At 68.6% G+C, this 20,691-nt stretch carries 21 protein-coding genes; 8 read left to right on the forward strand and 13 right to left on the reverse strand.

Annotation, left to right across the window (positions count from 1 at the left end):
- Window positions 1-157: 157 nt before the first annotated feature.
- The 8 genes from PSV23_RS08705 to PSV23_RS08740 all read right to left on the reverse strand — a co-directional run bounded on the left by PSV23_RS08705 (window position 158) and on the right by PSV23_RS08740 (window position 5,677).
- Window positions 158-1,525 carry a DUF6880 family protein gene (locus PSV23_RS08705; RefSeq protein WP_300467930.1) on the reverse strand — a complete coding sequence of 456 codons (1,368 nt, stop codon included), beginning with the start codon at window positions 1,523-1,525 and terminating at the stop codon, window positions 158-160.
- Between the two features lie 97 nt (window positions 1,526-1,622).
- Window positions 1,623-1,817, reverse strand: a complete 195-nt coding sequence (locus PSV23_RS08710; protein ID WP_300467932.1) for a hypothetical protein — start codon at window positions 1,815-1,817, stop codon at window positions 1,623-1,625.
- Window positions 1,818-1,979: 162 nt separating this feature from the next.
- The gene (locus PSV23_RS08715) at window positions 1,980-2,291 is read right to left on the reverse strand and encodes a hypothetical protein (protein ID WP_300467934.1); all 312 of its coding nucleotides are present in this window, start codon (window positions 2,289-2,291) and stop codon (window positions 1,980-1,982) included.
- Complete coding sequence (locus tag PSV23_RS08720; protein WP_300467936.1) at window positions 2,288-2,755, reverse strand: hypothetical protein; 468 nt, start codon at window positions 2,753-2,755, stop codon at window positions 2,288-2,290. Before PSV23_RS08720 ends, PSV23_RS08715 begins: the two co-directional genes overlap by 4 nt.
- 1 nt (window position 2,756) lies before the next feature.
- A complete protein-coding gene (locus PSV23_RS08725; protein ID WP_300467938.1) occupies window positions 2,757-3,014 on the reverse strand; it encodes a hypothetical protein in 258 nt (85 codons plus the stop codon).
- Window positions 3,015-3,082: 68 nt separating this feature from the next.
- Window positions 3,083-3,592 (reverse strand): helix-turn-helix transcriptional regulator, encoded by a 510-nt coding sequence (locus PSV23_RS08730; protein ID WP_300467940.1) that lies wholly within the window; start codon window positions 3,590-3,592, stop codon window positions 3,083-3,085.
- A 98-nt stretch (window positions 3,593-3,690) separates the two neighbouring features.
- Complete coding sequence (locus PSV23_RS08735; RefSeq protein WP_300467942.1) at window positions 3,691-5,478, reverse strand: class I poly(R)-hydroxyalkanoic acid synthase; 1,788 nt, start codon at window positions 5,476-5,478, stop codon at window positions 3,691-3,693.
- A 13-nt stretch (window positions 5,479-5,491) separates the two neighbouring features.
- The gene (locus PSV23_RS08740; protein ID WP_300467943.1) at window positions 5,492-5,677 is read right to left on the reverse strand and encodes a hypothetical protein; all 186 of its coding nucleotides are present in this window, start codon (window positions 5,675-5,677) and stop codon (window positions 5,492-5,494) included.
- Window positions 5,678-5,792: 115 nt separating this feature from the next.
- Between PSV23_RS08740 and PSV23_RS08745 the strand changes: the two genes are divergently transcribed.
- Window positions 5,793-6,692 (forward strand): LysR family transcriptional regulator, encoded by a 900-nt coding sequence (locus PSV23_RS08745; protein ID WP_300467945.1) that lies wholly within the window; start codon window positions 5,793-5,795, stop codon window positions 6,690-6,692.
- A gap of 203 nt (window positions 6,693-6,895) precedes the next feature.
- Here PSV23_RS08745 and PSV23_RS08750 read toward each other — a convergent pair whose 3' ends face one another.
- The 3 genes from PSV23_RS08750 to tpiA all read right to left on the reverse strand — a co-directional run bounded on the left by PSV23_RS08750 (window position 6,896) and on the right by tpiA (window position 9,936).
- Complete coding sequence (locus PSV23_RS08750; protein WP_300467947.1) at window positions 6,896-8,548, reverse strand: CTP synthase; 1,653 nt, start codon at window positions 8,546-8,548, stop codon at window positions 6,896-6,898.
- A gap of 89 nt (window positions 8,549-8,637) precedes the next feature.
- Entirely contained in the window at window positions 8,638-9,048 is a 411-nt protein-coding gene (gene secG / locus PSV23_RS08755; RefSeq protein WP_300467949.1) for a preprotein translocase subunit SecG, read from the reverse strand.
- A gap of 138 nt (window positions 9,049-9,186) precedes the next feature.
- Complete coding sequence (gene tpiA, locus PSV23_RS08760; protein ID WP_300467951.1) at window positions 9,187-9,936, reverse strand: triose-phosphate isomerase; 750 nt, start codon at window positions 9,934-9,936, stop codon at window positions 9,187-9,189.
- Window positions 9,937-10,110: 174 nt separating this feature from the next.
- On the opposite strand from tpiA, the gene PSV23_RS08765 reads away from it, so the two are divergent.
- Together PSV23_RS08765 and trpE are read left to right on the forward strand one after the other, a co-directional pair.
- Window positions 10,111-12,042, forward strand: a complete 1,932-nt coding sequence (locus PSV23_RS08765) for a peptidylprolyl isomerase (RefSeq protein WP_300467953.1) — start codon at window positions 10,111-10,113, stop codon at window positions 12,040-12,042.
- Window positions 12,039-13,559 carry an anthranilate synthase component I gene (gene trpE, locus PSV23_RS08770; protein WP_300467955.1) on the forward strand — a complete coding sequence of 507 codons (1,521 nt, stop codon included), beginning with the start codon at window positions 12,039-12,041 and terminating at the stop codon, window positions 13,557-13,559. The genes PSV23_RS08765 and trpE overlap by 4 nt, the downstream gene beginning before the upstream one ends.
- On the opposite strand, the gene PSV23_RS08775 is transcribed toward trpE, so the two are convergent.
- Window positions 13,550-13,732, reverse strand: a complete 183-nt coding sequence (locus PSV23_RS08775) for a peptidoglycan-binding protein (protein WP_300467957.1) — start codon at window positions 13,730-13,732, stop codon at window positions 13,550-13,552. The genes trpE and PSV23_RS08775 overlap by 10 nt on opposite strands.
- A gap of 104 nt (window positions 13,733-13,836) precedes the next feature.
- On the opposite strand from PSV23_RS08775, the gene PSV23_RS08780 reads away from it, so the two are divergent.
- From PSV23_RS08780 to lexA, 4 genes are all read left to right on the forward strand, one after another.
- Window positions 13,837-14,427: an aminodeoxychorismate/anthranilate synthase component II gene (locus tag PSV23_RS08780; RefSeq protein ID WP_300467959.1), complete on the forward strand. Its 591-nt coding sequence runs from the start codon at window positions 13,837-13,839 to the stop codon at window positions 14,425-14,427.
- Window positions 14,428-14,429: 2 nt separating this feature from the next.
- Window positions 14,430-15,464 carry an anthranilate phosphoribosyltransferase gene (trpD, locus tag PSV23_RS08785; RefSeq protein WP_300467961.1) on the forward strand — a complete coding sequence of 345 codons (1,035 nt, stop codon included), beginning with the start codon at window positions 14,430-14,432 and terminating at the stop codon, window positions 15,462-15,464.
- Entirely contained in the window at window positions 15,461-16,252 is a 792-nt protein-coding gene (trpC, locus tag PSV23_RS08790) for an indole-3-glycerol phosphate synthase TrpC (RefSeq protein ID WP_300467963.1), read from the forward strand. The genes trpD and trpC overlap by 4 nt, the downstream gene beginning before the upstream one ends.
- A 119-nt stretch (window positions 16,253-16,371) precedes the next feature.
- Window positions 16,372-17,064 (forward strand): transcriptional repressor LexA, encoded by a 693-nt coding sequence (gene lexA, locus PSV23_RS08795; RefSeq protein WP_300467965.1) that lies wholly within the window; start codon window positions 16,372-16,374, stop codon window positions 17,062-17,064.
- Here the strand turns inward: lexA and PSV23_RS08800 are convergent.
- Window positions 17,045-19,213: a ComEC/Rec2 family competence protein gene (locus tag PSV23_RS08800; RefSeq protein WP_300467967.1), complete on the reverse strand. Its 2,169-nt coding sequence runs from the start codon at window positions 19,211-19,213 to the stop codon at window positions 17,045-17,047. The genes lexA and PSV23_RS08800 overlap by 20 nt on opposite strands.
- Between PSV23_RS08800 and gltX the strand changes: the two genes are divergently transcribed.
- A complete protein-coding gene (gene gltX, locus PSV23_RS08805) occupies window positions 19,212-20,636 on the forward strand; it encodes a glutamate--tRNA ligase (protein ID WP_300467969.1) in 1,425 nt (474 codons plus the stop codon). The genes PSV23_RS08800 and gltX overlap by 2 nt on opposite strands.
- Window positions 20,637-20,691: the final 55 nt, after the last annotated feature.

Here is a 20,691-nt window from a genome sequence, read left to right on the forward strand (position 1 = left end):
TACTGTGCATCGTCGAGCCTCGCGTGCCTTGATGCGTACACAGTCGCGGAGCGGCCCGGCTTGCCAAGCAGGCGGATGACGATGTTTGCCGAGGTTTACCGATGGTAGCCGACGACAGGCCGATGACGGTGATGATCGCCTTCACCCGATGACATTTTCAACGCCAGACGGGTCGCCTCGGCGCCGCCAGCGCCTTCAGTCCCTCGACAAACACGGCGTGCGTCTCGAGTTCTGCGACGCCCGCGCTGGCGAACAGGACTTCCGCCTCGCCAACCAGGCTCTCGACCTCTTCCGTCATGCCGTCGCCGAACCGGACCAGGGCTCGCGCCCGGGCTCTTGTCAGCAACAGGGCGGCGTCCGGATAACGGCCGGCGAGTCGTGCGGCCCACAAGGGCGCGTCATCGACAGATCCGCGAATTTCGTCGCGTCGAGCCAGCACCATCTCGGCCGCCTCGCGGTGGGCCGGCCAGTTCATCAGGAACGCCAGCCCCTTCATGGGATCCACGAAGGCGCCGGCGATGGCGAAGGCCCGATCCAGAGCGATGACGTCCTCGAAGTCAGGCAACGCCGCCAGCAGGGTCCTCAGCGTGTCTTCCGAAAGCGTCCGTTCGAACAGACTCCAGCGAGCCTCTTCGGCGAGGGCGACGTGCCCCTCCGCCTCGAGGACGGCGATCTCGGCCGAATGCCAGTTGTCCGGGAGGGCCGGGGCTTCGGCGACCTTGCCCCTGCCCCATCGGCTCGCCGCTGGAGGCTCGGTCCGCGAGACCTCCAGCGCAGCGCGCGCCTCTCCCGCGCGACCGGCCTGCGCGAGGCGTCTGGCGATCTCGGCGGCGACCTCGGGCTTTCGGCGATCGTCGTCGGGAATGGCGAGGATCCAGGCGTCGATATCGCCTGCCCTGTCCGCCAGCTTGCGCACAACCAGGGCCAGGCGACCGGTCGGGCGGGCGCGCGCTGTCGTCAGATCGGACAACAAACGTCTCGCCAGGACCGGACTGAGGGCGGCCGCGCCGCGGCCGACCCAGGACGCCCATTCCGACAGCCGCGTGGACAGGGCCTCCGCCAGAACGGGGCCCGCGACGTCTGGCCCCGCCGACGAGGCCAGAGCCGCCAGATCGGTCGATGCGGAATCGAAAACCAGGGTGAGCTCGCCCTTGGGGTCCTTCACCCGCGCCGCCAGCGATGGATAGAGGTCGAACCAGACCACCAGCCTGTCGAGCGCCAGTTTCGCATCCATCGGGCCGAGCCGCCCGACGATCATGCGGCGCAGCATCTGGAGGTCCGCGAGCAGTTCGGGCCGCTTGCGCCAGGACACCCGGGCCCCGCTGGCGGCGAGAGTGGTCAGACGCTTGTCCAGTTCGAGCGCGAGGTCGGGCGCCCCGACCTCGGCCGCCAGTTCCATCCGCAGCCGCCGTTTCAGGGCGCCGTCCGCGACCTCGATCAGCAAGGCGGCGAGGCGATCGGCGCCGAGCGCGGCCAGATTGGCCTCGGACAGGGTCTTCCTGACTGTGGTGGGGCGACTGGCCATGCGTGGGGTCAAGACGCCTGAAAGCCGGGGCGTTGCAAGCGCGCCGTGAAAAATCCGCAATCCGGCCGGATGATTCCGGCTTGCGGACCACCTGCCGCTACCGGCGACCGTCGCGTTTCAATCTCAGTCGCTGTTCGCCGTCCTGAAGCACTTCGACATGGGTGAACTGGTTGCTGAGCAACAAACGCATCTCGGCCAGGTCGCGCGCCTGATCGAGATCCGTCGCCTCGACCGTCTCCTCCGAAGGCCGCTCGGAAGGGCCATCGTGCAGTTGAAAGACATAGGTCGGCATGACGCATCTCCTCCAGAAACCGATGGCGAAAACGACTCCATACCGCTCAGGTTCCTTCGTCGAAAATGCTGTGCGCGGCAGCGGACGAACTTCGGGCCACCTGTTTCGCCGCCCCGACCCGGGAGATGGAGGGCGCGCGACGCACCTGGCCGAGGCGCCGCTTCAGGCTCGACTCGTCCCAAAACCGAGGACCGAGCCGGAGGCCTCAACGGAACGCACGCCATCCGTCCCGCCATTGCGCAGCAACGAGACAATCCGCTCGATGGCCCGCAAATCCAGCCCGTCGCTGCGGCCGTCGCCCCTCTGCTCCATCACCACTTCAAGCATGGTGGCCGCGTCGGCGAGGGACGTCGGCCTATGGGCGAGGATCACGCGCTCGGCGTTCTCCAGTGTCGCGAATTCATCGTCAGTGGCTGTCTGGCGCGTGGCCTCCCACAGCGTGATCGCCTCTCCAAAGGCGCGCTTGGTCGTCATGATATAGCTCCTGGCCAGACCCGGGGTCCGGCTGATGTTGAAGACCGGGCATAGGGGGCCGCGCGGGCCTCCCAGACCCCGAAGAGGGCGAGAAGCATCAGTTGCGTCCAGATCACGATACGCACCGTGACCGCGCCCCAGACCTGCAGGTCGCCGAACACGGTGGCCACCCAGAGTCCCATTGAAAGCAGTTGAACTCCCGTCGCGGCGATCAGCCACCATCGATCGGCCCGTAGACTGAGCGCGATCAAGGTTCCGAAGACCCCTACCGACAGAATGGCCACCCCATACCGGAGGCCGCCCATGTGCAGATGGTCCACGAGCGGCGTGCCCAGCATGTCCGTGAGGAAGGCAGCCCCCGCGATGCGCTCGGCAAATCGCCCGAACACCAGCAACAGACCGATCGCCACAAAACTCAGCAGACCGATGACGTGCTGACCCAGGCTGTAACTCGCATCGAACACGTCAGCCGTTCGCGGCCAGCGCCATCGGGGGCGGCGGAATCTTCTCCTCGTACGGTCCACCGAGGCGCCATGACACTCCGAGATCCTCCGCCACCCGCGCCAGGCCTCCGTGACTGCGAACCACGAGGCCCCGCGCACCGTTCAGCTGCGCCAGACTGGCGACCACATCCGTGATTTCGGCATGACCGACATCGGCCCCCACCGCCGCGTCGCGCCGCCCGTCCAGCATCGTCTGCAGCAGCTCGCTCGCGGCCACCATCGCTCGATCGACGGCGTGCTCCGTTGTATGGATCTGTCGGGCGATCCTCACCCCTAACTGTGCTCTCTTCACGTCCCCGCTCCGTGGCTGGTCGTTGGTTCCGACAAGGTCCGGATCGCACCGGGAGGCGCCTGTTCGGCGGCGGTGCGTGTAGTCGCCGCCATCACAGACACGATTCCGATCGACACGATCGCGGCGCCCATCGCGAACGCCAGGACCAGAACCAACCGGACCATGATGCGCCTGTCAGGACGCGGAAGGAACCAGCTGGACGGGCCCGGGCGGTCGCCTGGGACGCCGGATTGTTCGTCCGGCGCCGAACGAGGGAACGTCGGGGATGGGCCCGTGGGAAGGGGACCGGGAGCAAACGAGGAGGAAAGCGGGTAGTCCCGGGAGACAATGCGCACGGCCTCGTAGCGATCGGACGTCCCGAGCCGCTTGTACGCGTTCGAAAGATGATTGTTGACGGTGTTCGGCGAGATCGTCGCCCCCAGCCGCCGGGCGATCTCCTTGTTGGAAAGGCCTTCCCCAGCCAGTCGAACACACTGCAGCTGCCGCCGCGATAGCCGGTCACCCATGCTCCACCCCTACAGACGGTCAGAGCCTAAGCCGCTGACTCGAAAGCGAAGGGTTAAAGCAAATTCACTGGATTGCACGCGTGAGGCGTAAACGACCCTCAGTGTCGAACGCGGACATAGGATCCCGGCGCGGGCTCTCCGGCCTTCAGCTTGCCCGAGCCGACCTTGCGCGCCCTGACCTTTTCATCAGCGGCGGCGGCGTCCAGCCAGCCCTGCCATTCCGGCCACCACGATCCCGCCTTCTGCTCCGCGCCGGCCAGCCATGCGTCAGCTTCGTCCGGCGCCGCGTCATTGGTCCAGTAGCCGTGCTTGTTGGCCGCGGGCGGATTGATCATGCCCGCGTTGTGTCCCGAACCGCCCAGCAGGAAACGCGTCGGGCCGCCGAAGAAGCTGCGGCCGGCGTAGGTATTCTTCCAGGCCGCGACGTGATCGTCCTTCAGGGCCACGATCATGACGGGCGTCCTGATCGCGCCGAGATCGAGCGCGACGCCGTCGATTACAACGCCGCCCTTTTCCTTGAGCTGGTTTCCGCGCAGCACGTGGGAGCCGTATTCCTTGAGCATCCGGGCCGGGATGCGCGAGCCGTCGTCGAACCACCACAGCAGGTCCGAGGCCCGCGTCTCGTCGCCCAGCAGGTAGTGGTTCACCACCGACGACCAGATCAGGTCATTGGCCCGCACCGTCGAGAACAGTTTGGTGAGGTCGTGCGCCTCGACATAGCCGCGCTCGTCCAGATAGCGGTTGAAGGCCTTCAGGTCGTTCTCACCGGTGAACACCGACCACTCGCCCATGTCGCCGAAGTCGACCAGGGTCGCAATCAGCGTCGCCGAGGCCACGCGGTCCGCCTGCTCCGTCGCGGCCAGATACGCCAGGGTCATCGCCGACAGCGTGCCGCCCAGACAGTAGGAAACCAGATCGACGTCCGGCTCTCCGGTCGCCGCCTTGACGGCGTCCAGGGCGGCGATCACGCCATCCTTTATGTAGGCGTCCAGTCCGTTATCGGCGTGGCTCTCGTCCGGATTGGCCCAGGAGATGACGAAGACGGTGTGGCCCTGGTCAACCAGCCATTTCAGATAGCTGGCCTTGGGAGTCAGGTCGAAGAGGTAGTATTTGTTGACCAGGGGCGGGATGAACAGCAGCGGACGGCGACAGACCTGCGCGGTCGTCGGGGCGTACTGGATCAGCTCCATGAGGCCGTTCCTGAACACCACCGCGCCGGGGGTGGCGGCGACGTTTACGCCCAGTTCGAAATCGTTGGGCGCGCGGCGGCTGACCAGCCCCTGCCCCTTGCCGATATCCTCCAGCAGGTTCGACACGCCGGTCATCAGGCTGAGACCACCACTCTCGACCATCCGACGGGCGACCTGCGGATTGGTCTGGGCGAAATTGGTTGGGGCCAGCGCATTCATCATCTGACGGCTGGCGAAATCGACCTGGGCTCGGGTGTCCTCGTCCACCGGCGCGGTGGCGACGAATTCCTGCAGCTGACGCGCGGCCAGAAGATAGGCCTGCTTCAGATAGTCATAGACGGGCTCGTCGCTCCACGCCGGATCAGAGAAGCGACGGTCGCCCTTCGCCGGAGCCGCGATCGGCGTCGTCTCCTGGCCCATCGCCCGTTGGCCCATGGTCCGCCACAGTGCCGTCCAGTCGTTCCAGTTCTTCGCCTGGGCTTCGAACAGCGTGGCCGGCTGCATGATCACCGAGGTATTGAAGGCGATCATCGCCTTCGCCAGCGTGGTCGGGTCGTAGGGCAGCGTCCGGGGCGTCGCAGCCTGGACCATCGTCGTGCGAACCGCAGCCGCGGCGTTCTGCATCAGGGTGGTCAAGGTCTCGGCCACGACCATCGGATCGGGCGCGGATGGGATGGGCGTCGATGAGGTGGTCATGGCGGAGCCTTGCTTACAGCGAGACGAGCACGTCAACGGCGGCGCAGGCGCGCGGCGTCACGAACAGCAACGCGAGCGCGTGATCGGGGTTCTCGGCCGCCCACTCAGGGCAGGGGTCGCCGGCGGTGTCGATCAGCGTCAAGACCGGCAGGGCCGAAGCAAGCGAGCTGGAGGTATAGGCGGCGGCGTCGAATGCCATGATGGGGATCCCTTGAACGAAGTCGCGTTCGATAGCGCCGGTATCTCATGGCTTTTCTGTTCTGACGATGCCAGTATTTGCGTAATCGTTGTGCATTTTCGCACAGGGGCGTGGAATGGCCGATTTCAACTGGAATGACTTGCGGGCATTCCTGGCTGTGGCCCGCACAGGGCGGCTCACCGCGGCGGCGGCGCGCGTCGCCATGGATCACACCACGGTGGCCCGACGCATCGCCGCGCTGGAAACGGGCCTGGGAGCCCAGTTGTTCGACCGTAGTCCGCACGGCTACGCCCTGACGCCCCACGGCGAGCGGCTGATGCCGACCGCCGAGAAGATCGAGAGCCTGACCCTTCGGGCCGCCCATGAACTGGGCGAGGCAGACCAGGCGCTGAGCGGCACGGTACGGATCGGCGCGCCTGAAGGGTTCGGCAGCTATGTTCTGGCGCCGTTGATGGCGCGGCTGGCCGACCGGCATCCAGGGCTGGATATCCAGCTGGTGGCCATCTCCGGCGTACTCAGCCTGTCCAAGCGCGAGGCCGACATCGCGGTGACGCTCAGTGCGCCGCGTGAGGGCCGGCTGGTGTCGCGCAAACTGACCGACTACGGCCTGAGCCTGTACGCCGCGCCTTCTTATCTGGACGCTCGTCCGTCGATCCTGACGCGCGCCGACATGGCTGGTCACAGGTTCATCGGCTACATCGGCGACCTGCTCTACGCACCGGAACTGGACTATATGCAGGCGCCCGACGTGGACATTCACGTCGCCTTGCAGAGCTCGAACCTGATCGCCCAGTTGCAGGCGGCCCTGGCCGGGGCCGGCCTCTGTGTGCTGCCCGATTTCATCGCGGCGCGTGAGGCCGGGCTACGCCGGGTGCTGCCGGACGCCGTGCACCTGGATCGCAGCCTTTGGCTGGTGACCCATGCGGACCTGAAGCCCCTGGCCCGGATCCGGGCGGTGACCGGGATGATTCTGGAGGCGATCAAGGCGGACCGGACCATGTTCACGGGAGCCTGAAACCGCCACCGACCGCCAAAATCTTGCATTGCAACAGAAAAAGGAACACTGTTCTTTGTGGGGACGGACGGGGGAAGGTCCTGTGTTCGAGTCAGTCAAATGCGCCCTGAAGGGCCATATGTTCGTCGATAGCCGCAGTCAGCCGGGGACCGAAGTCTGCGTCCGATGCCGGTATCGGCGTTCGTTCGAGGGGCTGGATGTCCCTAAACCAGACGGCTCTGCACCACCGCCGCCTGGATAAAGCCCGCGAACAACGGGTGGGGCGCGAACGGCCGGCTCTTCAGTTCGGGGTGGTACTGCACGCCGATGAACCACGGATGGTCCTCGCGCTCGACCGTTTCGGGCAGGACACCGTCGGGCGAAAGGCCGGCGAACAGCAGGCCGCCCTTCTGCTCGATCGCCTCGCGATAGTTGATGTTGACCTCATAGCGGTGACGATGCCGTTCGCTGATGGTCGTCGAGCCGTACATCCGCGCGATCTTCGAGCCGGGCTTCAGCGTCGAGTCATAGGCGCCCAGCCGCATGGTGCCGCCCATGTCGCCGCCCTGCTGGCGCAACACCCGCTGATTGCCCTGGGTCCATTCCGTCATCAAACCGACGACCGGCTCCGACGTCGGGCCGAATTCGGTCGATGACGCCTTGGGATAGCCGGCGAGGTTCCGCGCCGCCTCGATGACCGCCATCTGCATGCCGAAACAGATGCCGAAATAGGGAATCTTGCGCTCGCGGGCGAAGCGGGCCGCCTCGATCTTGCCTTCCGAGCCGCGCTCGCCGAAACCGCCGGGCACCAGGATGGCGTGCGCCGCCTGCAGGCGCGCGTCACAGGCTTCCCGGTCGCCTTCGAAGGTCTCGGCCTCGACCCAGTCGATGTTGACCTTGACGTTGTTGGCAACCCCGCCGTGGTGAAGCGCCTCGATCAGGGATTTGTAGGCGTCCTTCAGCACCGTGTATTTGCCGACCACGGCAACGGTGACCTCGCCGTCGGGGTGCAGTCGCCGACGAGCGATCTCTTCCCACATCGACAGGTCCGGAGCCGGCGCGTCGGTCATGCCGAAATGGGTCAGCACCTCGGCGTCCAGACCCTCGCGGTGATAGTCGAGCGGCACGGCGTAGATGTCGCTGGAATCCATCGCCTGGATGACGCCGCTTTCGCGCACGTTGCAGAACAGGCCGATCTTGCGCTTCTCCTCCGGCGGGATCGGGAATTCGCAGCGGCAAAGCAGGATGTCGGGCTGGATGCCGATCGAGCGCAGCTCCTTGACCGAGTGCTGGGTCGGCTTGGTCTTCATCTCGCCTGCGGTCTTGATGTACGGCAGCAGCGTCAGGTGCACGAAGCAGGACTGGCCGCGCGGCAGGTCCTGGCCCAGCTGGCGGATGGCCTCGAAGAACGGCAGGCCCTCGATGTCGCCGACCGTGCCACCGATCTCCACCAGCACGAAGTCCACGTCCTCGCCCGCGTCGGTGAGGGCCGGCGTCAGGCAGAAGGATTTGATCTGGTCGGTGACGTGCGGGATCACCTGCACCGTGGCACCGAGGTAATCCCCGCGCCGTTCCTTCTCGAGAATGGTCGAATAGATCCGCCCGGTGGTGATGTTGTCCGACTTCGCCGCCGACACCCCGGTGAAGCGCTCATAGTGGCCGAGGTCGAGGTCGGTCTCGGCCCCGTCGTCGGTGACGAAGACCTCGCCGTGCTGATACGGGCTCATCGTGCCCGGATCGACGTTCAGGTAGGGGTCGAGCTTACGAAGGCGAACCTTGTAGCCGCGCGCTTGCAGAAGCGCGCCGAGAGCGGCGGATGCGAGGCCTTTTCCCAATGAGGAAACCACGCCGCCGGTGATGAACACGTAACGGGCCATGGGAGATCACTCTACCGCTGATTCGAGCAGCGACTTGCGGAGACTTTTAGGGCGGGAGCGGAAGGCGGGGATAAGGTCCCCGTTCATCCTTACTGTGCGGGCTGGGCCGGGGCCGGCGCGGACGCCGTTCCCGACAGGCTGGACTCCAGATCCTGCAGCGAAGGCGCAGCGGGCCGGGCCGGATCGGCCGGAACCTGCGTCGGTGCGGTCTGCGGTGTCGTCGGCGTGATCAGCTCGCCAATGGCGTCAGCGTCGACGATCGAGCGGTTCGAGCGCTCGACATTGCCCAGGATGGTCAGGCCGATGGCGCAGGCGAAGAAGGCGCCGGCCAGCCACCAGGTCGTCACGGTCAGCAGATTGCCCGCGCCGCGCGCCGTCATGAAGCCCGACGGACCTCCGCCCATGCCCAAAGCCCCGCCTTCGGAGCGCTGAATCAGGATCACGCCGGCGAGCGCGACCGAAATGAGGATCATGGCGACGAGGAGAATGGTCTGGAGCATGGCAGCCGATATGTGTGGCGCGACACCGCGCCGATCAAGCGGCGGCGTCTAACATTGATGCGGGACGGGAGCAAACAGGCTTTCCCCGGGGCCGTGGCGTCGGCCCTGCGGGACCTCCGACCCGACACGGCCGGTGGTTCAGGCGCCCCGGATGATGCCCAGGAAATCCGCGGCCTTCAGCGACGCTCCGCCGACCAGCGCGCCGCCGACCTCCGGGACAGCCAGTATGTCGGCCGCGTTGTCCGGCTTGACCGAGCCGCCGTACAGGATCGGCGTCGCGGCGACCGCCAGGCCCAGCCGCTCGATCATCGCGGCCCGCACGGCGCGGTGAACCTCCTCGATCTGGTCCAGCGTCGGTGTCAGGCCCGTCCCGATCGCCCAGACCGGCTCATAGGCGACGGCGAAGTCTCGCCCCCTCAGCGCCAGCGGCAGGGAGGCCAGGATCTGCGACCGCACCACGTCCACGGCCCGGCCCGCCTCCCGCTGGTCCAGGGTTTCGCCGACGCAGACGACGGGCTCCAGGCCCGCGGTCAGCGCCGCCTCGACCTTGGCCGAAACCAGAAGGTCGCTTTCGGCGTGGCCCTGCCGGCGTTCGGAGTGGCCCAGGATCACCAGGGTTGCACCGGCGTCCTTCAGCATCGGCGCCGAGACATCGCCGGTGAAGGCGCCATGGGTCTCGGCCCGGCAGTCCTGCCCGCCGATCTCGATGGTGCTCCCGGCCGCCGCCCGCGCCATCCGTTCGACCAGGGTCGCGGGCGGGCACAGGGCGACGCGGCAGGCCGCGGGCTCCTTGTCCAGCGCGGCGCGCAGCGCCTCCACCTCGTCCAGGCTCGCGCCCAGACCGTTCATCTTCCAATTGCCGGCAACCAGCTTCACGGATTGTTTCATGCCCGCCTTCTATGCGGCGCGTCGACTCAAGCCAAGTCGTCAGGCCGCGTGGGGTCGAAGTCCCGAGGGACCGACCATCACGGCCCGACAAGAATGGCCATTGTCTTGCCGTGCGGGTCGCTCACGCCCTATAGGCCAAGCGACACTCTCGCCGCTGTTCCGCCAGGACCGACCATGCTCACTGCGTTTCGCACCTTCGCCAAGTCCAAATGGGCCATCGGGCTTCTGGTTGTTCTGGCGCTCGCGCTGCTCGTGACCGGCGGCACCCAGCTGGACGTGCTGGGCAACCTGGGGCCCAGGCATGTGGTCACGGCCGGCGATCGCAGCGTGGGTCAGGCCGAGTTCCGCGGCGAGATGGACCGTATTCTCCAACAGTCCCAGGAACAGGCCGGACGGGCCCTGACCTTCGAGGAACTTGTCGGCCAGGGCGGCCTGGTCCAGTACCTCCAGCAGCGGTCGCAGCAGCTGGGTTTCCTCAACTGGGCCTGGCAGACAGGCATCCGTCCCGGCAAGGAACTGGTCCTGCGCCAGATCCGCCAGGCGCCGGGCTTCTTCGATTCCGTGACCGGCAAGTTCGACGAGAACCAGTACCGGGCCAAACTGGCTGAAAACAACGCGACGCCCGAGATGTTCGAGGCCCAGCTGCGCGACCAGTACATCACCCAGCACTATGGCTCGGCGCTCGGCGCCGGGATGCGCCTGCCGCGTATCTATGGCGCGGTTCTGGCCAGCCAGGCGCTGGAAACCCGCGACGGCCGCTGGTTCTCCGTGACCCAGGCCATGGCCGGGACGGCGGGAACCCCGACCGACGCCCAGCTGACCGCCTTCATGAACCAGAACGCCGCCGAACTGCGTCTGCCCGAATCGCGCACCGCCTCCGTCGTCCTGTTCGACGACCGCGCGGCGCCCGCCGCCATCAGCGAGACCCGGATCGCGGAACGGTTCAACTTCCGTCGGGACGCCCTGTCCCTGCCGGAGAAGCGCACCTTCGTGACCCTGACGGCGCCGAGCCGCGCCGCCGCCGACCGTATCGCCGCCGCCCTGCGCGCCGGCCAGGCGCCGGCCGCCGTCGCCGGCGCCAACAACATCCAGCCGGCTGACTACGCCGACACGCCGCGCAGCGCCCTGGGCGACCCGGCCATCGCCGCCGCCGTCTTCGGCCTGGCCGCCAACGAAGTCTCGGTTCCGGTCCAGGCCAGCGTCGGGTTCGTGGTCGCCAAGGTGACCGCCATCACTCCGGGCCGCGCCGCCACCCTGGCCGACGTGCGCGAGCAGGTCATCGAGGAACTGCGGGCCGAAGACGCCCGCGCCGCCGTCTACGCGCGCGTCGAGGCCTATGAGAAGGCCCGTCAGGCCGGCAAGACCCTGGACGCCGCCGTGGCCGAGATCGGAGCCCGCATCATCCAGGTGCCGGCGATCCGGGAGGACGGCAAGCTGCGCAACGGTCAGGACATCAACCCGCCGTTGCCGCCCCAGTTGGTCCAGACCATGTGGACCCTGGGCAAGGGCGCCGAGAGCGAAGTCGTCGACATGGGCCAGGGCCAGTATTTCGTGGTCCGCGTGGACGAGGTCACGCCCGCCGCCCTGCCGCCGCTGGAAACGATCCGCGCCCCTCTGGCCCAGCAATGGGTTCTGCGTGAAAACGTCCGTCTGCTGACCACCCGCGCCAACGCGCTGGCCGCCCGCGTCCGCGGCGGCGAGGATCTGGCCGCGGTGGCGGCCTCGGCCGGCGCGACCGTCCAGACCGGCTCCGGCCTGAACCGTCAGTCGGTCCAGCAGTATGGCCAGGGCGTCGTCCAGGGCGTGTTCAGCAGCGCGCGCGGTGAGATGTTCTCGCAGCAGAACACCAACGACAGCTTCGTCATCGGCCGCACTGACCGGATCACGGCCGCCCCGGCCGTTCTGGCCGCGCCGATGGCCGAGCAGTTCCGCCAGCGCATGGCCAGCGACAATGTGAACGCTGTGGGCGAACTGGCGCTCAAGGCCGCCGCCGCCCGCTCGAAGGCCCGGTATGACGAAGCCCTGGCCCGCGCGGCGCTCGGCCTGCCCGCCGAAGCGCCGGCCGCGCCCGCCGCCGGCGCCGCGGCGCCTGCCCAGGGACAATGACCCCTGGGACAGGCGCGGCCGACTTCGCCGACTTCCAGCGGGGCTGGGCCGTCGGCCTTCCCCGCGTGGTCGTCCGCCGGCTGGTCGACGACCTGGAGACGCCCGTCTCGGCCTTCCTGAAGGTCGGGCACGGCCGGACCCACGCCTTCCTGCTGGAATCCGTCGAGGGCGGGGCCGTCAACGGTCGCTACTCGATCATCACGCGCGAACCCGACGCCGTGTGGCGCTGCCGTGACGGGCAGGCCGAACTGGCGCGCGGCCCCGCGATCGACGAAGGCCGGTTCACGCCGGAGAGCGGCGACGCCCTGGGGTCGCTGCGGGCGCTGATGGCCGCCTCGCGCTTCGACCTGCCCGACGATCTGCCGCCGATGGCCGCCGGCCTGTTCGGAGTCTTCGGCTATGACATGGTGCGGCTGCTGGAGCCGCTGGGCCCGCCGAACCCGGACCCGCTGGACCTGCCGGACGCCGTCCTGACCCGACCGACGCTGGTCGCCATCTTCGACTCCGTCCGCCACGAGATCGTGCTGGTCTCGGCCGCCTACCCCGACAACGGGGCGACCGCCGAGGCCGCCTTCGCCGCCGCCGTCGACCGGCTGGACGCCTTCGAGACCGAACTTCGCACGCCCCTGCCCGTCCTGCCCGCGGCGATCGAGACCGCCGCGCCCGAGTTCGTTTCGCCGGTCGACGCCGCCGGCTTCGGCGAACTGGTGGCGCGGGCCAAGGACTACATCGGCGCCGGCGACATCTTCCAGGTCGTGCTCAGCCACCGGTTCGCCGCGCCATGGAGCGCTGATCCGTTCGCCTTCTACCGCTCGCTGCGGCGCTCCAACCCCTCGCCCTATCTGTTCTTCCTCGACTTCGGCGACTTCCAGCTGGCCGGTTCCAGCCCGGAAATCCTGGTGCGGCTCAAGGACGGCCGGGTGACCATCCGCCCGCTGGCCGGCACCCGGCCGCGCGGCGAGACGCCCGAGGCCGACCGCGCCCTGGAGGCCGAACTTCTGGCCGATCCCAAGGAACGGGCCGAGCATCTGATGCTGCTGGACCTTGGTCGCAACGACGTGGGCCGCGTCGCCGCCCCGGGCACCGTCGAGGTCATCGAGAGCTTCCGCATCGAGCGTTACAGCTCGGTCATGCACATCGTCTCCGAGGTGCAGGGCGACGCCGATCCGAAGCTGGACGCCGTCGACACCCTGCTGGCCGCCCTGCCCGCCGGTACGCTGTCGGGCGCGCCCAAGGTGCGGGCGATGGAGATCATCGACGAGCTGGAGACGACCAAGCGCGGCGCCGGCTATGGCGGGGGCGTAGGCTACATCTCGGCGGGCGGCGAGGCAGACATCTGCATCGTCCTGCGCACCGCCCTGTTCGCCGATGGCAAGATTCACGTCCAGGCCGGAGCCGGCGTGGTGGCCGACAGCGATCCGGCCGCCGAATACGCCGAAACGAAAGCCAAGGCCCAGGCCCCCATGCGCGCCGCGGAAGACGCCTGGCGCTATCCGTTCGGAAACCCTCAGGGCTGAGCGGAAACGACCGTCTCGTCGAACCGGACGCCCGGTCCGAGCACCAGCACACCGGCCATCAGCACCGCCGCCGTCGCCGCCAGCGCCGCTGCGCCCAGCGTCGCATAGGGATTGGCCGGGGCCGCCGTCGGCGCGAGCAAGGCGCGGGCTTTCGCGATGGTCTTGTCGGTCATGGCCGGTCTCCGTTCGGACAATCCCAATTCGGGACGGTTCGGTTAACGAAGACTTACGGCCCGACACGCTTGGCGCATGGCCCCGCAGCCCCTAGAAGCCGACCATGATCCTGGTCGTCGATAACTACGACAGCTTTACCTACAACCTCGTCCACTACCTCGCGGAGCTGGGCGCGGAGACGCATGTCGTCCGCAACGACGACCTGACCGCCGCCGAAGCCTGGGCTCTGAAGCCCGAAGCCGTCCTGCTGTCGCCGGGACCCTGCACGCCCAACGAGGCGGGGATCTGCCTGTCGATCCTCGACAGCGCGCCGCTGGACATGCCGATCTTCGGCGTCTGCCTCGGCCATCAGGCCATGGGCCAGGCGTTCGGGGGCGAGGTGATACGCGCCAAGGCGCTGATGCACGGCAAGACCTCGCCGATCGAGCACGCGGGCCAGAGCGTGTTCAAGGACCTGCCCTCGCCCTTCACCGCCACCCGCTATCACAGCCTCGCCGTCCGTCGCGAAACCCTGCCCGAGGTGCTGGAGGTGACCGCCTGGACCGCCGACGGCGAGATCATGGGGCTGGCGCACCGCACGCGGCCGATCCACGGGGTCCAGTTTCACCCGGAGTCCATCGCCACCGAGCACGGCCACGACCTGCTGGCGAACTTCCTCGATCTGGCCAACGTCAGACGCCGGGCGATGGTCTGATCATGGCCGACGGCTTCAAACCCCTGCTGGCCAAGCTGGTCGAAGGCCGCGTGCTGTCGACGGAAGAGGCGCACGCCTTCTTCGCCGCCTGCCTGCGCGGCGAACCGACCCCGGCCCAGGTCGCCGCCGCCGTCACCGCCTTGCGCATCCGCGGCGAGACGGTCGAGGAAATCGCCGCCTTCGCGGCGGCCATGCGCGACGCGGCCCTGAAGCTGGACCATCCGTACGACGTCATCGACACCTGCGGCACCGGCGGCGACGGCCAGCACACCTTCAACATCTCGACCGCCGCGGCCCTGGTTCTGGCCGGCGCCGGCCTGAAGGTCGCCAAGCACGGCAACCGGGCCCTGAGCTCGAAGTCCGGCTCGTCCGACGTGCTGGCGGCCCTCGGCGTCAACCTCGCCGCCAGCCCGGCCCAGCAGCGTCGCTCGCTGGACGACGCCGGCATCGCCTTCCTGTTCGCCCCCGCCTATCACGGCGCCATGCGTCACGTCGGGCCGGTTCGTGCCGAGATCGGTTTTCGTACTGTTTTCAATCTGTTGGGGCCGCTTTCGAACCCGGCGTCCGCGAAACGACAGGTCATGGGCGTCTATGACCCCCGCCTGCTGGAGCCCCTCGCCGAGGTGCTGGGCCGGCTGGGCGCAGAGCGCGCCTGGGTGGTGCACGGACAGGGTCTGGACGAGCTGACCACCACCGGCCCCACCGGCGTGGCCGAGTGGCGCGACGGCGTCGTGCGCCGCTTCACCGTCACGCCCGAGGACGCCGGCCTGCCCCGCGCCTCGATCGAGGATCTCCGCGGCGGCGACGCCGAGGAGAACGCCCTGGCCCTGCACAAACTGCTGGCGGGCCAGCCGGGCGCGTACCGCGACATCGTACTGCTCAACGCCGCCGCCGCCCTGGTTGTCGCCGACCGCGCCGCCGATCTGAAGGAGGGCGCCGCCATCGCCGCCAAGGTCATCGACGACGGCCGGGCCGGGAAGGCCCTGACGGATCTGGTCGAGGCCACCAATTCGCCCGAGCCGGAAGAACCGGCGTGAACGACGTCCTCGCCGGCATCGCCGCTTACAAACGGGCAGAGGTGGCCGCCCGCAAGGCCGCGACCTCGCAGGATGCTGTCGAGGCTCTGGCGCGTCAGACGTCGGCTCCGCGAGGCTTCCGGGCCGCGCTTGAACGTCACGTCGAGGAAACCGGCCGCCCGGCCCTGATCGCCGAGATCAAGAAGGCCAGCCCGTCCAAGGGCCTGATCCGCGCCGACTTCGATCCGCCGGCCCTCGCCCGCGCCTACGAGCGCGGCGGCGCGAGCTGCCTGTCGGTCCTGACCGACGGCCCCAGCTTCCAGGGCGACGACGCCTTCCTCGCCGCCGCGCGTGACGCGACCGCCCTTCCCTGTCTTCGCAAGGACTTCCTCGTCGATCCGTGGCAGGTGGCCGAGAGCCGGGCCCTGGGCGCCGACTGTGTCCTGATCATCCTCGCCATGATCGACGACACGCTGGCGGGGGAGCTTCTCTCTGAGGCCGGACGGTTCGGCATGGACGCCCTGATCGAGACCCACGACGAGGCCGAAATGGCCCGCGCCTGCAAGCTGGGCGGCGATCTGGTCGGGATCAACAACCGCTCCCTGCGCACCTTCGAGGTCGACCTCGCCGTCATCGAACGCCTCGCCATGCTCAGCCCCGTCCGCGCCCTTCTGGTCGCCGAAAGCGGCATATTCACCCCGGACGACGTGCAGCGGGTGTCCGACGCCCATGCCCAGGCGGTGCTGGTCGGCGAAAGCCTCATGCGGCAGGCTGACGTCGAGGCGGCGACCCGCGCCTTGATGGGCTGACGATCGCCAGGACTGCGCCGGTAACCGGACCTTAACCGGAACAGCACAGGAACACCTTGTGGACGTTTGCGGTTTGTTCCGCTACGTTTCTCACAACGGGATTCGCCTCGAGGACCTCCATGCTCACGCGCAAACAGCACGAACTTCTGATGTTCATCCATGAGCGCATCAAGGAAACGGGCGTCTCCCCCTCCTTCGACGAGATGAAGGAGGCGCTGGATCTGGCGTCCAAGTCGGGCATCCACCGGCTGATCACGGCCCTGGAGGAGCGCGGCTTCATCCGCCGTCTCGCCCACCGGGCCCGGGCGCTGGAAGTGACCAAACTGCCGGAACAGGCCACGCCCTCCCAGCCGCGTGGTCGCCAGCCCTTCCGTCCCGACGTCATTCAGGGGGGCGGACGCCCCATGGCCGCCGAGCCGGCCAACGACACCCGCGAACTGTCGCTGATGGGCAAGATCGCCGCCGGCACGCCCATCGCGGCCATCGAACACGAGACCGCCCGCTATCCGGTGCCCGAGGCCATGTTGGGCGCGGGCGAGCACTACATGCTCGAGATCGAGGGCGACTCCATGATCGAGGCCGGGATCCTGAACGGCGATCTGGTGATCATCAAATCGACCGACACCGCCACCTCGGGCGACATCGTCGTGGCCCTGGTCGAGGGCGAGGAAGCCACCCTGAAGCGCCTGCGCAAGAAGGGCGGCTCGATCGCGCTTGAGCCGGCCAACCGCAACTACGAGACTCGCATCTTCGGCCCCGATCAGGTCGAGGTTCAGGGCAAGCTGGTCGGCCTCATCCGCCGCTATCACTGACATCCGGATCGCCGAACCGGCTCCACGGCCGGTCGCCGCGCAGGTCCGCCGCCCAGACCGCACGCCAGCGACCGGCCGGCGGCGGGCCGTCGCGCCACAGCTCCACCGCCCCGCCCCGGGCGTAGTCCAGGCCGTCCAGCACCAGGCGGCCCTCGCATGTCGACGGCAGGGCCGTCAGGGCGGCGCGCACGCTGACCACAGGAGCCGCGCGGCACAGGGCGTCGATCTGTTCGGGCGACGGCGGCTTCTTTCCCCACCACAGAGCCAGCGGCCCGGCTGCCGGGGCCTCTGGCGCACAGGCGAAACGGGTGCAGGTCCAGCCCTCTGACGGACGCTCCTGCGGCAAGACGCCCCGCCGCCGCGACCAGACGTCGACCGCGAATTGCCGCACGCCGGGCCGCATCACCACCGTCTGTCCGGCCTGCACCCAGGCCGCATTGGTCCCGCCGTCACCGATCCAGATGTCCGGCGCAGGCGCGCGGGGCCACAGCATGACCGCCGCCGCGAACGGCAGGCCCAGCCACCGCAACGGCCCGCGCCAGAGACAGCAGAACAGCACGCCGAGGAACGAGACGGGCAGGACAAAGTCCGGCGCGCTGGCCACCGTCCGGACCGCCCCCGGCAGGTTCGCCGTCCATTCACCGATGCCCAGCATCAGGCCGATCCCCTGTCCCGCCAACCACAGGAAGGGCGCGCCCAGCCCCAGCGGCTCGAGAAGGGCCCCAAGGGCCAGCATTGGCATGATCAGAAAATCCGACACCGGCGCCGACGCCAGATTGGCCGCCAGCCCGTACATGGCCGTGCGGTTGAAATGCTGCATGGCGAACGGCCCGGTCGCCGCTCCCGCGACCAGACTGGCCAGAACCGCCGCCGCCAGCCAGGCGCCGGCCCGCTGGACGATCAGGATGGGGAGGGGCGCGGATATCTCTTTCGGCCGCCGTGGCCACGCCTCGACCAGGGCCACCAGCGCCGCCGTCGCCGCGAAGGACATCTGGAAACCGGGCGTGACGATTGCCTCCGGCTGCAGCAGAAGGACCACGAAGGCCGCGACGGCCAGGGCGTGCATGGTTATGGCCTGCCGGTCCAGCAGGATGGCCAGAAAGGCGATCGAGGCCGTGATCGCCGCCCGCTCGGCCGGGGGCGGCGCGCCCGACACGATCAGATAGGTCCCGACCGCCAGCAGCCCTCCGACCGCCGCGACCTTCTTGCCCGGAACGCGCAGCGCCAGCCACGGCCAGGCCGCGACCAGCAGCCGCACCAGAAAGAAGGCGAACCCGCCGACCACCGCCATATGCAGGCCCGAGATCGACAGGATGTGCGCCAGGCCGGAATCGCGCATCACATCGACGTCGTCCGGGTTCAGCCACGCCTCCTGACCGGTCGTCATGGCCGCCGCGACCCCGCCGGTCCGTTCGCCCAGCCGCGCGACGATGCGACGGGCCAGATCGAATCGCAGGCCATTGACCGCCATCGCCGCCCGCACCCGCCACGGCGGCGGAGCCAGATACGTCGGCCGGGTCTCGCCGAGCGAGAAGGCCACCCCGCCCAGACTCTGGAAGAAGGCGTTGCGGCCGAAATCATAGGCTCCGGGACTGGCCGGCGCCGGCGGCGGGTTGAGAATGGCGAACAGCCGCACCGCCTCGCCCGGCGCTGGTGTCGCGCCCCGCACGGTCGCCCGCAACCGCACCGGCGTCTGTTCCGGTGTCAGACCGCGTATCCGCACCGGGGCGATCACCAGGCGCGGGCCCGCCGACCCGGGGCTGTCGACGTCCACCACCCAGCCCTCGACCACGGTCGGTTCGGCCATGGCCGGGGCGATGGGCGCCGTGACCGCTTCCGTTCGCAGCTTCGCCACCGCGACGCCGAGCGCGAAACAGGCCAGCATCAGCAACGGCAGGGTCCAGACGCGGCCCAGCGCCATACGGCGCGCGCCCAGCCACAGCCCGGCGGTGATCCCGGCGGCCAGCAGCAGCGGCCAGGCTGGCGGCTCGCTCTTCAGCGCGAAATAAACGGCGCAACCTCCGCCGAAGGCCACGGGGGCCCACATCCGCCACCGCAGGGTCTGCGCCGCGGCCTGATCCGACAGGAAGGCCCGGGCGCGCGCAGCAAGGCTGGGCTTTGCCGGCGTCGGCGCTATAACGCCCGCCATGACCTCCCCGTCCGCTCCCACGCCAGCCGTCGTCACCCGTTTCGCCCCCTCGCCGACCGGTTCCCTGCACATAGGAGGCGCCCGGACGGCGCTTTTCAACTATTTGTATGCCAAGGGACACAACGGAAAGTTCCTGGTCCGCGTCGAGGACACCGACCGGGAACGGTCCACGGACGAAGCCGTGAAGGCCATTTTCGACGGTCTGAGCTGGCTGGAGCTGTTCGCGGACGAGGAGCCCGTCTTCCAGTTCAGCCGCGCCGACCGCCACCGGGAGGTCGTCAACGAGCTGCTGGAGCGGGGCGCCGCCTATCGCGACTTCACCTCGGCCGAGGAAACCGGACGCCTGCGCGACCTGGCCAAGGCCGAGCGGCGCACGTTTGAATCGCCCTGGCGCGACCGCGAACCCACGGTCGATGACCTGTCACAGCCCCACGTCGTTCGTTTCCGTCGCCCCCTGCCCGGTCAGGTGACGGTCGAGGACCAGGTGCAGGGAACGGTCAGCTGGGCCAATGACGATCTGGACGATCTGGTCCTGCTGCGTTCGGACGGCGCGCCGACCTACAACCTGGCCGTCGTGGTCGACGACCACGACATGGGCGTGACCCACGTCATTCGCGGCGACGATCACCTGAACAACGCCGCCCGCCAGAGCCTGATCTATGACGCCCTGGGCTGGACCCGGCCGAGCTTCGCCCACATCCCGCTGATCCACGGTCCCGACGGCGCCAAACTGTCCAAGCGGCATGGGGCGCAGGCCGTGCATGAGTACGCCGAAATGGGCTATCTGCCCGAGGCCATGCGCAACTATCTGGCCCGGCTGGGCTGGGCCCACGGCGATGACGAGCTGTTCAACGACGCCCAGGCGCTGGAGTGGTTCGACCTGACCGGCGTCGGCAAGGCGCCGGCCCGGCTGGACTTCGACAAGCTGGCCCACGTGAACGCCCACTGGATCCGCCTGGCCGACGACGACCGGCTGGCCAAGATGACGCTGGACGTCCATCTGGCGCGCGGCCACGCCCTCGGGCCCGACGACGAGGCCCGGCTGCTGAAGGCCATGCCGTTCGTGAAGGACCGGGCGAAGACGACGCTGGAACTGGCCGATCAGACCGCCTTCGTCCTGCGTCCGCGCCCGCTGAAGATCTACGAAAAGGGCCTGCCGATGCTGGCCGGAGAATCAGGCGAGCGCATCGGCCGCCTGCGCGACCGACTCAGGCTTTTCGCCAGCTGGGACGTGTTCGCGCTCGAGGCCGAGCTCAAGGTCTTCGCCGAGGAGGAGGCCGTTGGTTTCGGCAAGATCGGCCCGCCCGTCCGCGCAGCCTTGACGGGCGACGGCGTCTCGCCTGACATCGCCAAAACTCTGGCCGCCCTGGGACGCGAAGAAAGCCTCGGGCGCTTGGATGATGCGCTGCAACAGACTATCTGACAATTCATCAGACCGTGGATTGCGCCTCTCCGCGCCGGTCTCCGCCTAACCCCCA

Origin of the sequence: Brevundimonas sp., from assembly GCF_029946145.1 — a bacterium.
Classification (GTDB): domain Bacteria; phylum Pseudomonadota; class Alphaproteobacteria; order Caulobacterales; family Caulobacteraceae; genus Brevundimonas.

What these genes read in the sequence shown, in the direction of transcription:
- gltX (WP_300467969.1), top strand. Translation starts at nt 19,212, where the DNA reads ATGACCTCCCCGTCCGCTCCCACGCCAGCCGTCGTCACCCGTTTCGCC.
- PSV23_RS08710 (WP_300467932.1), bottom strand. Translation starts at nt 1,817, where the DNA reads ATGCCGACCTATGTCTTTCAACTGCACGATGGCCCTTCCGAGCGGCCT.
- PSV23_RS08730 (WP_300467940.1), bottom strand. Translation starts at nt 3,592, where the DNA reads ATGGGTGACCGGCTATCGCGGCGGCAGCTGCAGTGTGTTCGACTGGCT.
- tpiA (WP_300467951.1), bottom strand. Translation starts at nt 9,936, where the DNA reads ATGAAACAATCCGTGAAGCTGGTTGCCGGCAATTGGAAGATGAACGGT.
- PSV23_RS08780 (WP_300467959.1), top strand. Translation starts at nt 13,837, where the DNA reads ATGATCCTGGTCGTCGATAACTACGACAGCTTTACCTACAACCTCGTC.
- trpE (WP_300467955.1), top strand. Translation starts at nt 12,039, where the DNA reads ATGACCCCTGGGACAGGCGCGGCCGACTTCGCCGACTTCCAGCGGGGC.
- PSV23_RS08800 (WP_300467967.1), bottom strand. Translation starts at nt 19,213, where the DNA reads ATGGCGGGCGTTATAGCGCCGACGCCGGCAAAGCCCAGCCTTGCTGCG.
- PSV23_RS08705 (WP_300467930.1), bottom strand. Translation starts at nt 1,525, where the DNA reads ATGGCCAGTCGCCCCACCACAGTCAGGAAGACCCTGTCCGAGGCCAAT.
- PSV23_RS08745 (WP_300467945.1), top strand. Translation starts at nt 5,793, where the DNA reads ATGGCCGATTTCAACTGGAATGACTTGCGGGCATTCCTGGCTGTGGCC.
- PSV23_RS08775 (WP_300467957.1), bottom strand. Translation starts at nt 13,732, where the DNA reads ATGACCGACAAGACCATCGCGAAAGCCCGCGCCTTGCTCGCGCCGACG.
- PSV23_RS08715 (WP_300467934.1), bottom strand. Translation starts at nt 2,291, where the DNA reads ATGACGACCAAGCGCGCCTTTGGAGAGGCGATCACGCTGTGGGAGGCC.
- PSV23_RS08735 (WP_300467942.1), bottom strand. Translation starts at nt 5,478, where the DNA reads ATGACCACCTCATCGACGCCCATCCCATCCGCGCCCGATCCGATGGTC.
- PSV23_RS08725 (WP_300467938.1), bottom strand. Translation starts at nt 3,014, where the DNA reads ATGGTGGCCGCGAGCGAGCTGCTGCAGACGATGCTGGACGGGCGGCGC.
- PSV23_RS08740 (WP_300467943.1), bottom strand. Translation starts at nt 5,677, where the DNA reads ATGGCATTCGACGCCGCCGCCTATACCTCCAGCTCGCTTGCTTCGGCC.
- secG (WP_300467949.1), bottom strand. Translation starts at nt 9,048, where the DNA reads ATGCTCCAGACCATTCTCCTCGTCGCCATGATCCTCATTTCGGTCGCG.
- PSV23_RS08750 (WP_300467947.1), bottom strand. Translation starts at nt 8,548, where the DNA reads ATGGCCCGTTACGTGTTCATCACCGGCGGCGTGGTTTCCTCATTGGGA.
- lexA (WP_300467965.1), top strand. Translation starts at nt 16,372, where the DNA reads ATGCTCACGCGCAAACAGCACGAACTTCTGATGTTCATCCATGAGCGC.
- trpD (WP_300467961.1), top strand. Translation starts at nt 14,430, where the DNA reads ATGGCCGACGGCTTCAAACCCCTGCTGGCCAAGCTGGTCGAAGGCCGC.
- PSV23_RS08765 (WP_300467953.1), top strand. Translation starts at nt 10,111, where the DNA reads ATGCTCACTGCGTTTCGCACCTTCGCCAAGTCCAAATGGGCCATCGGG.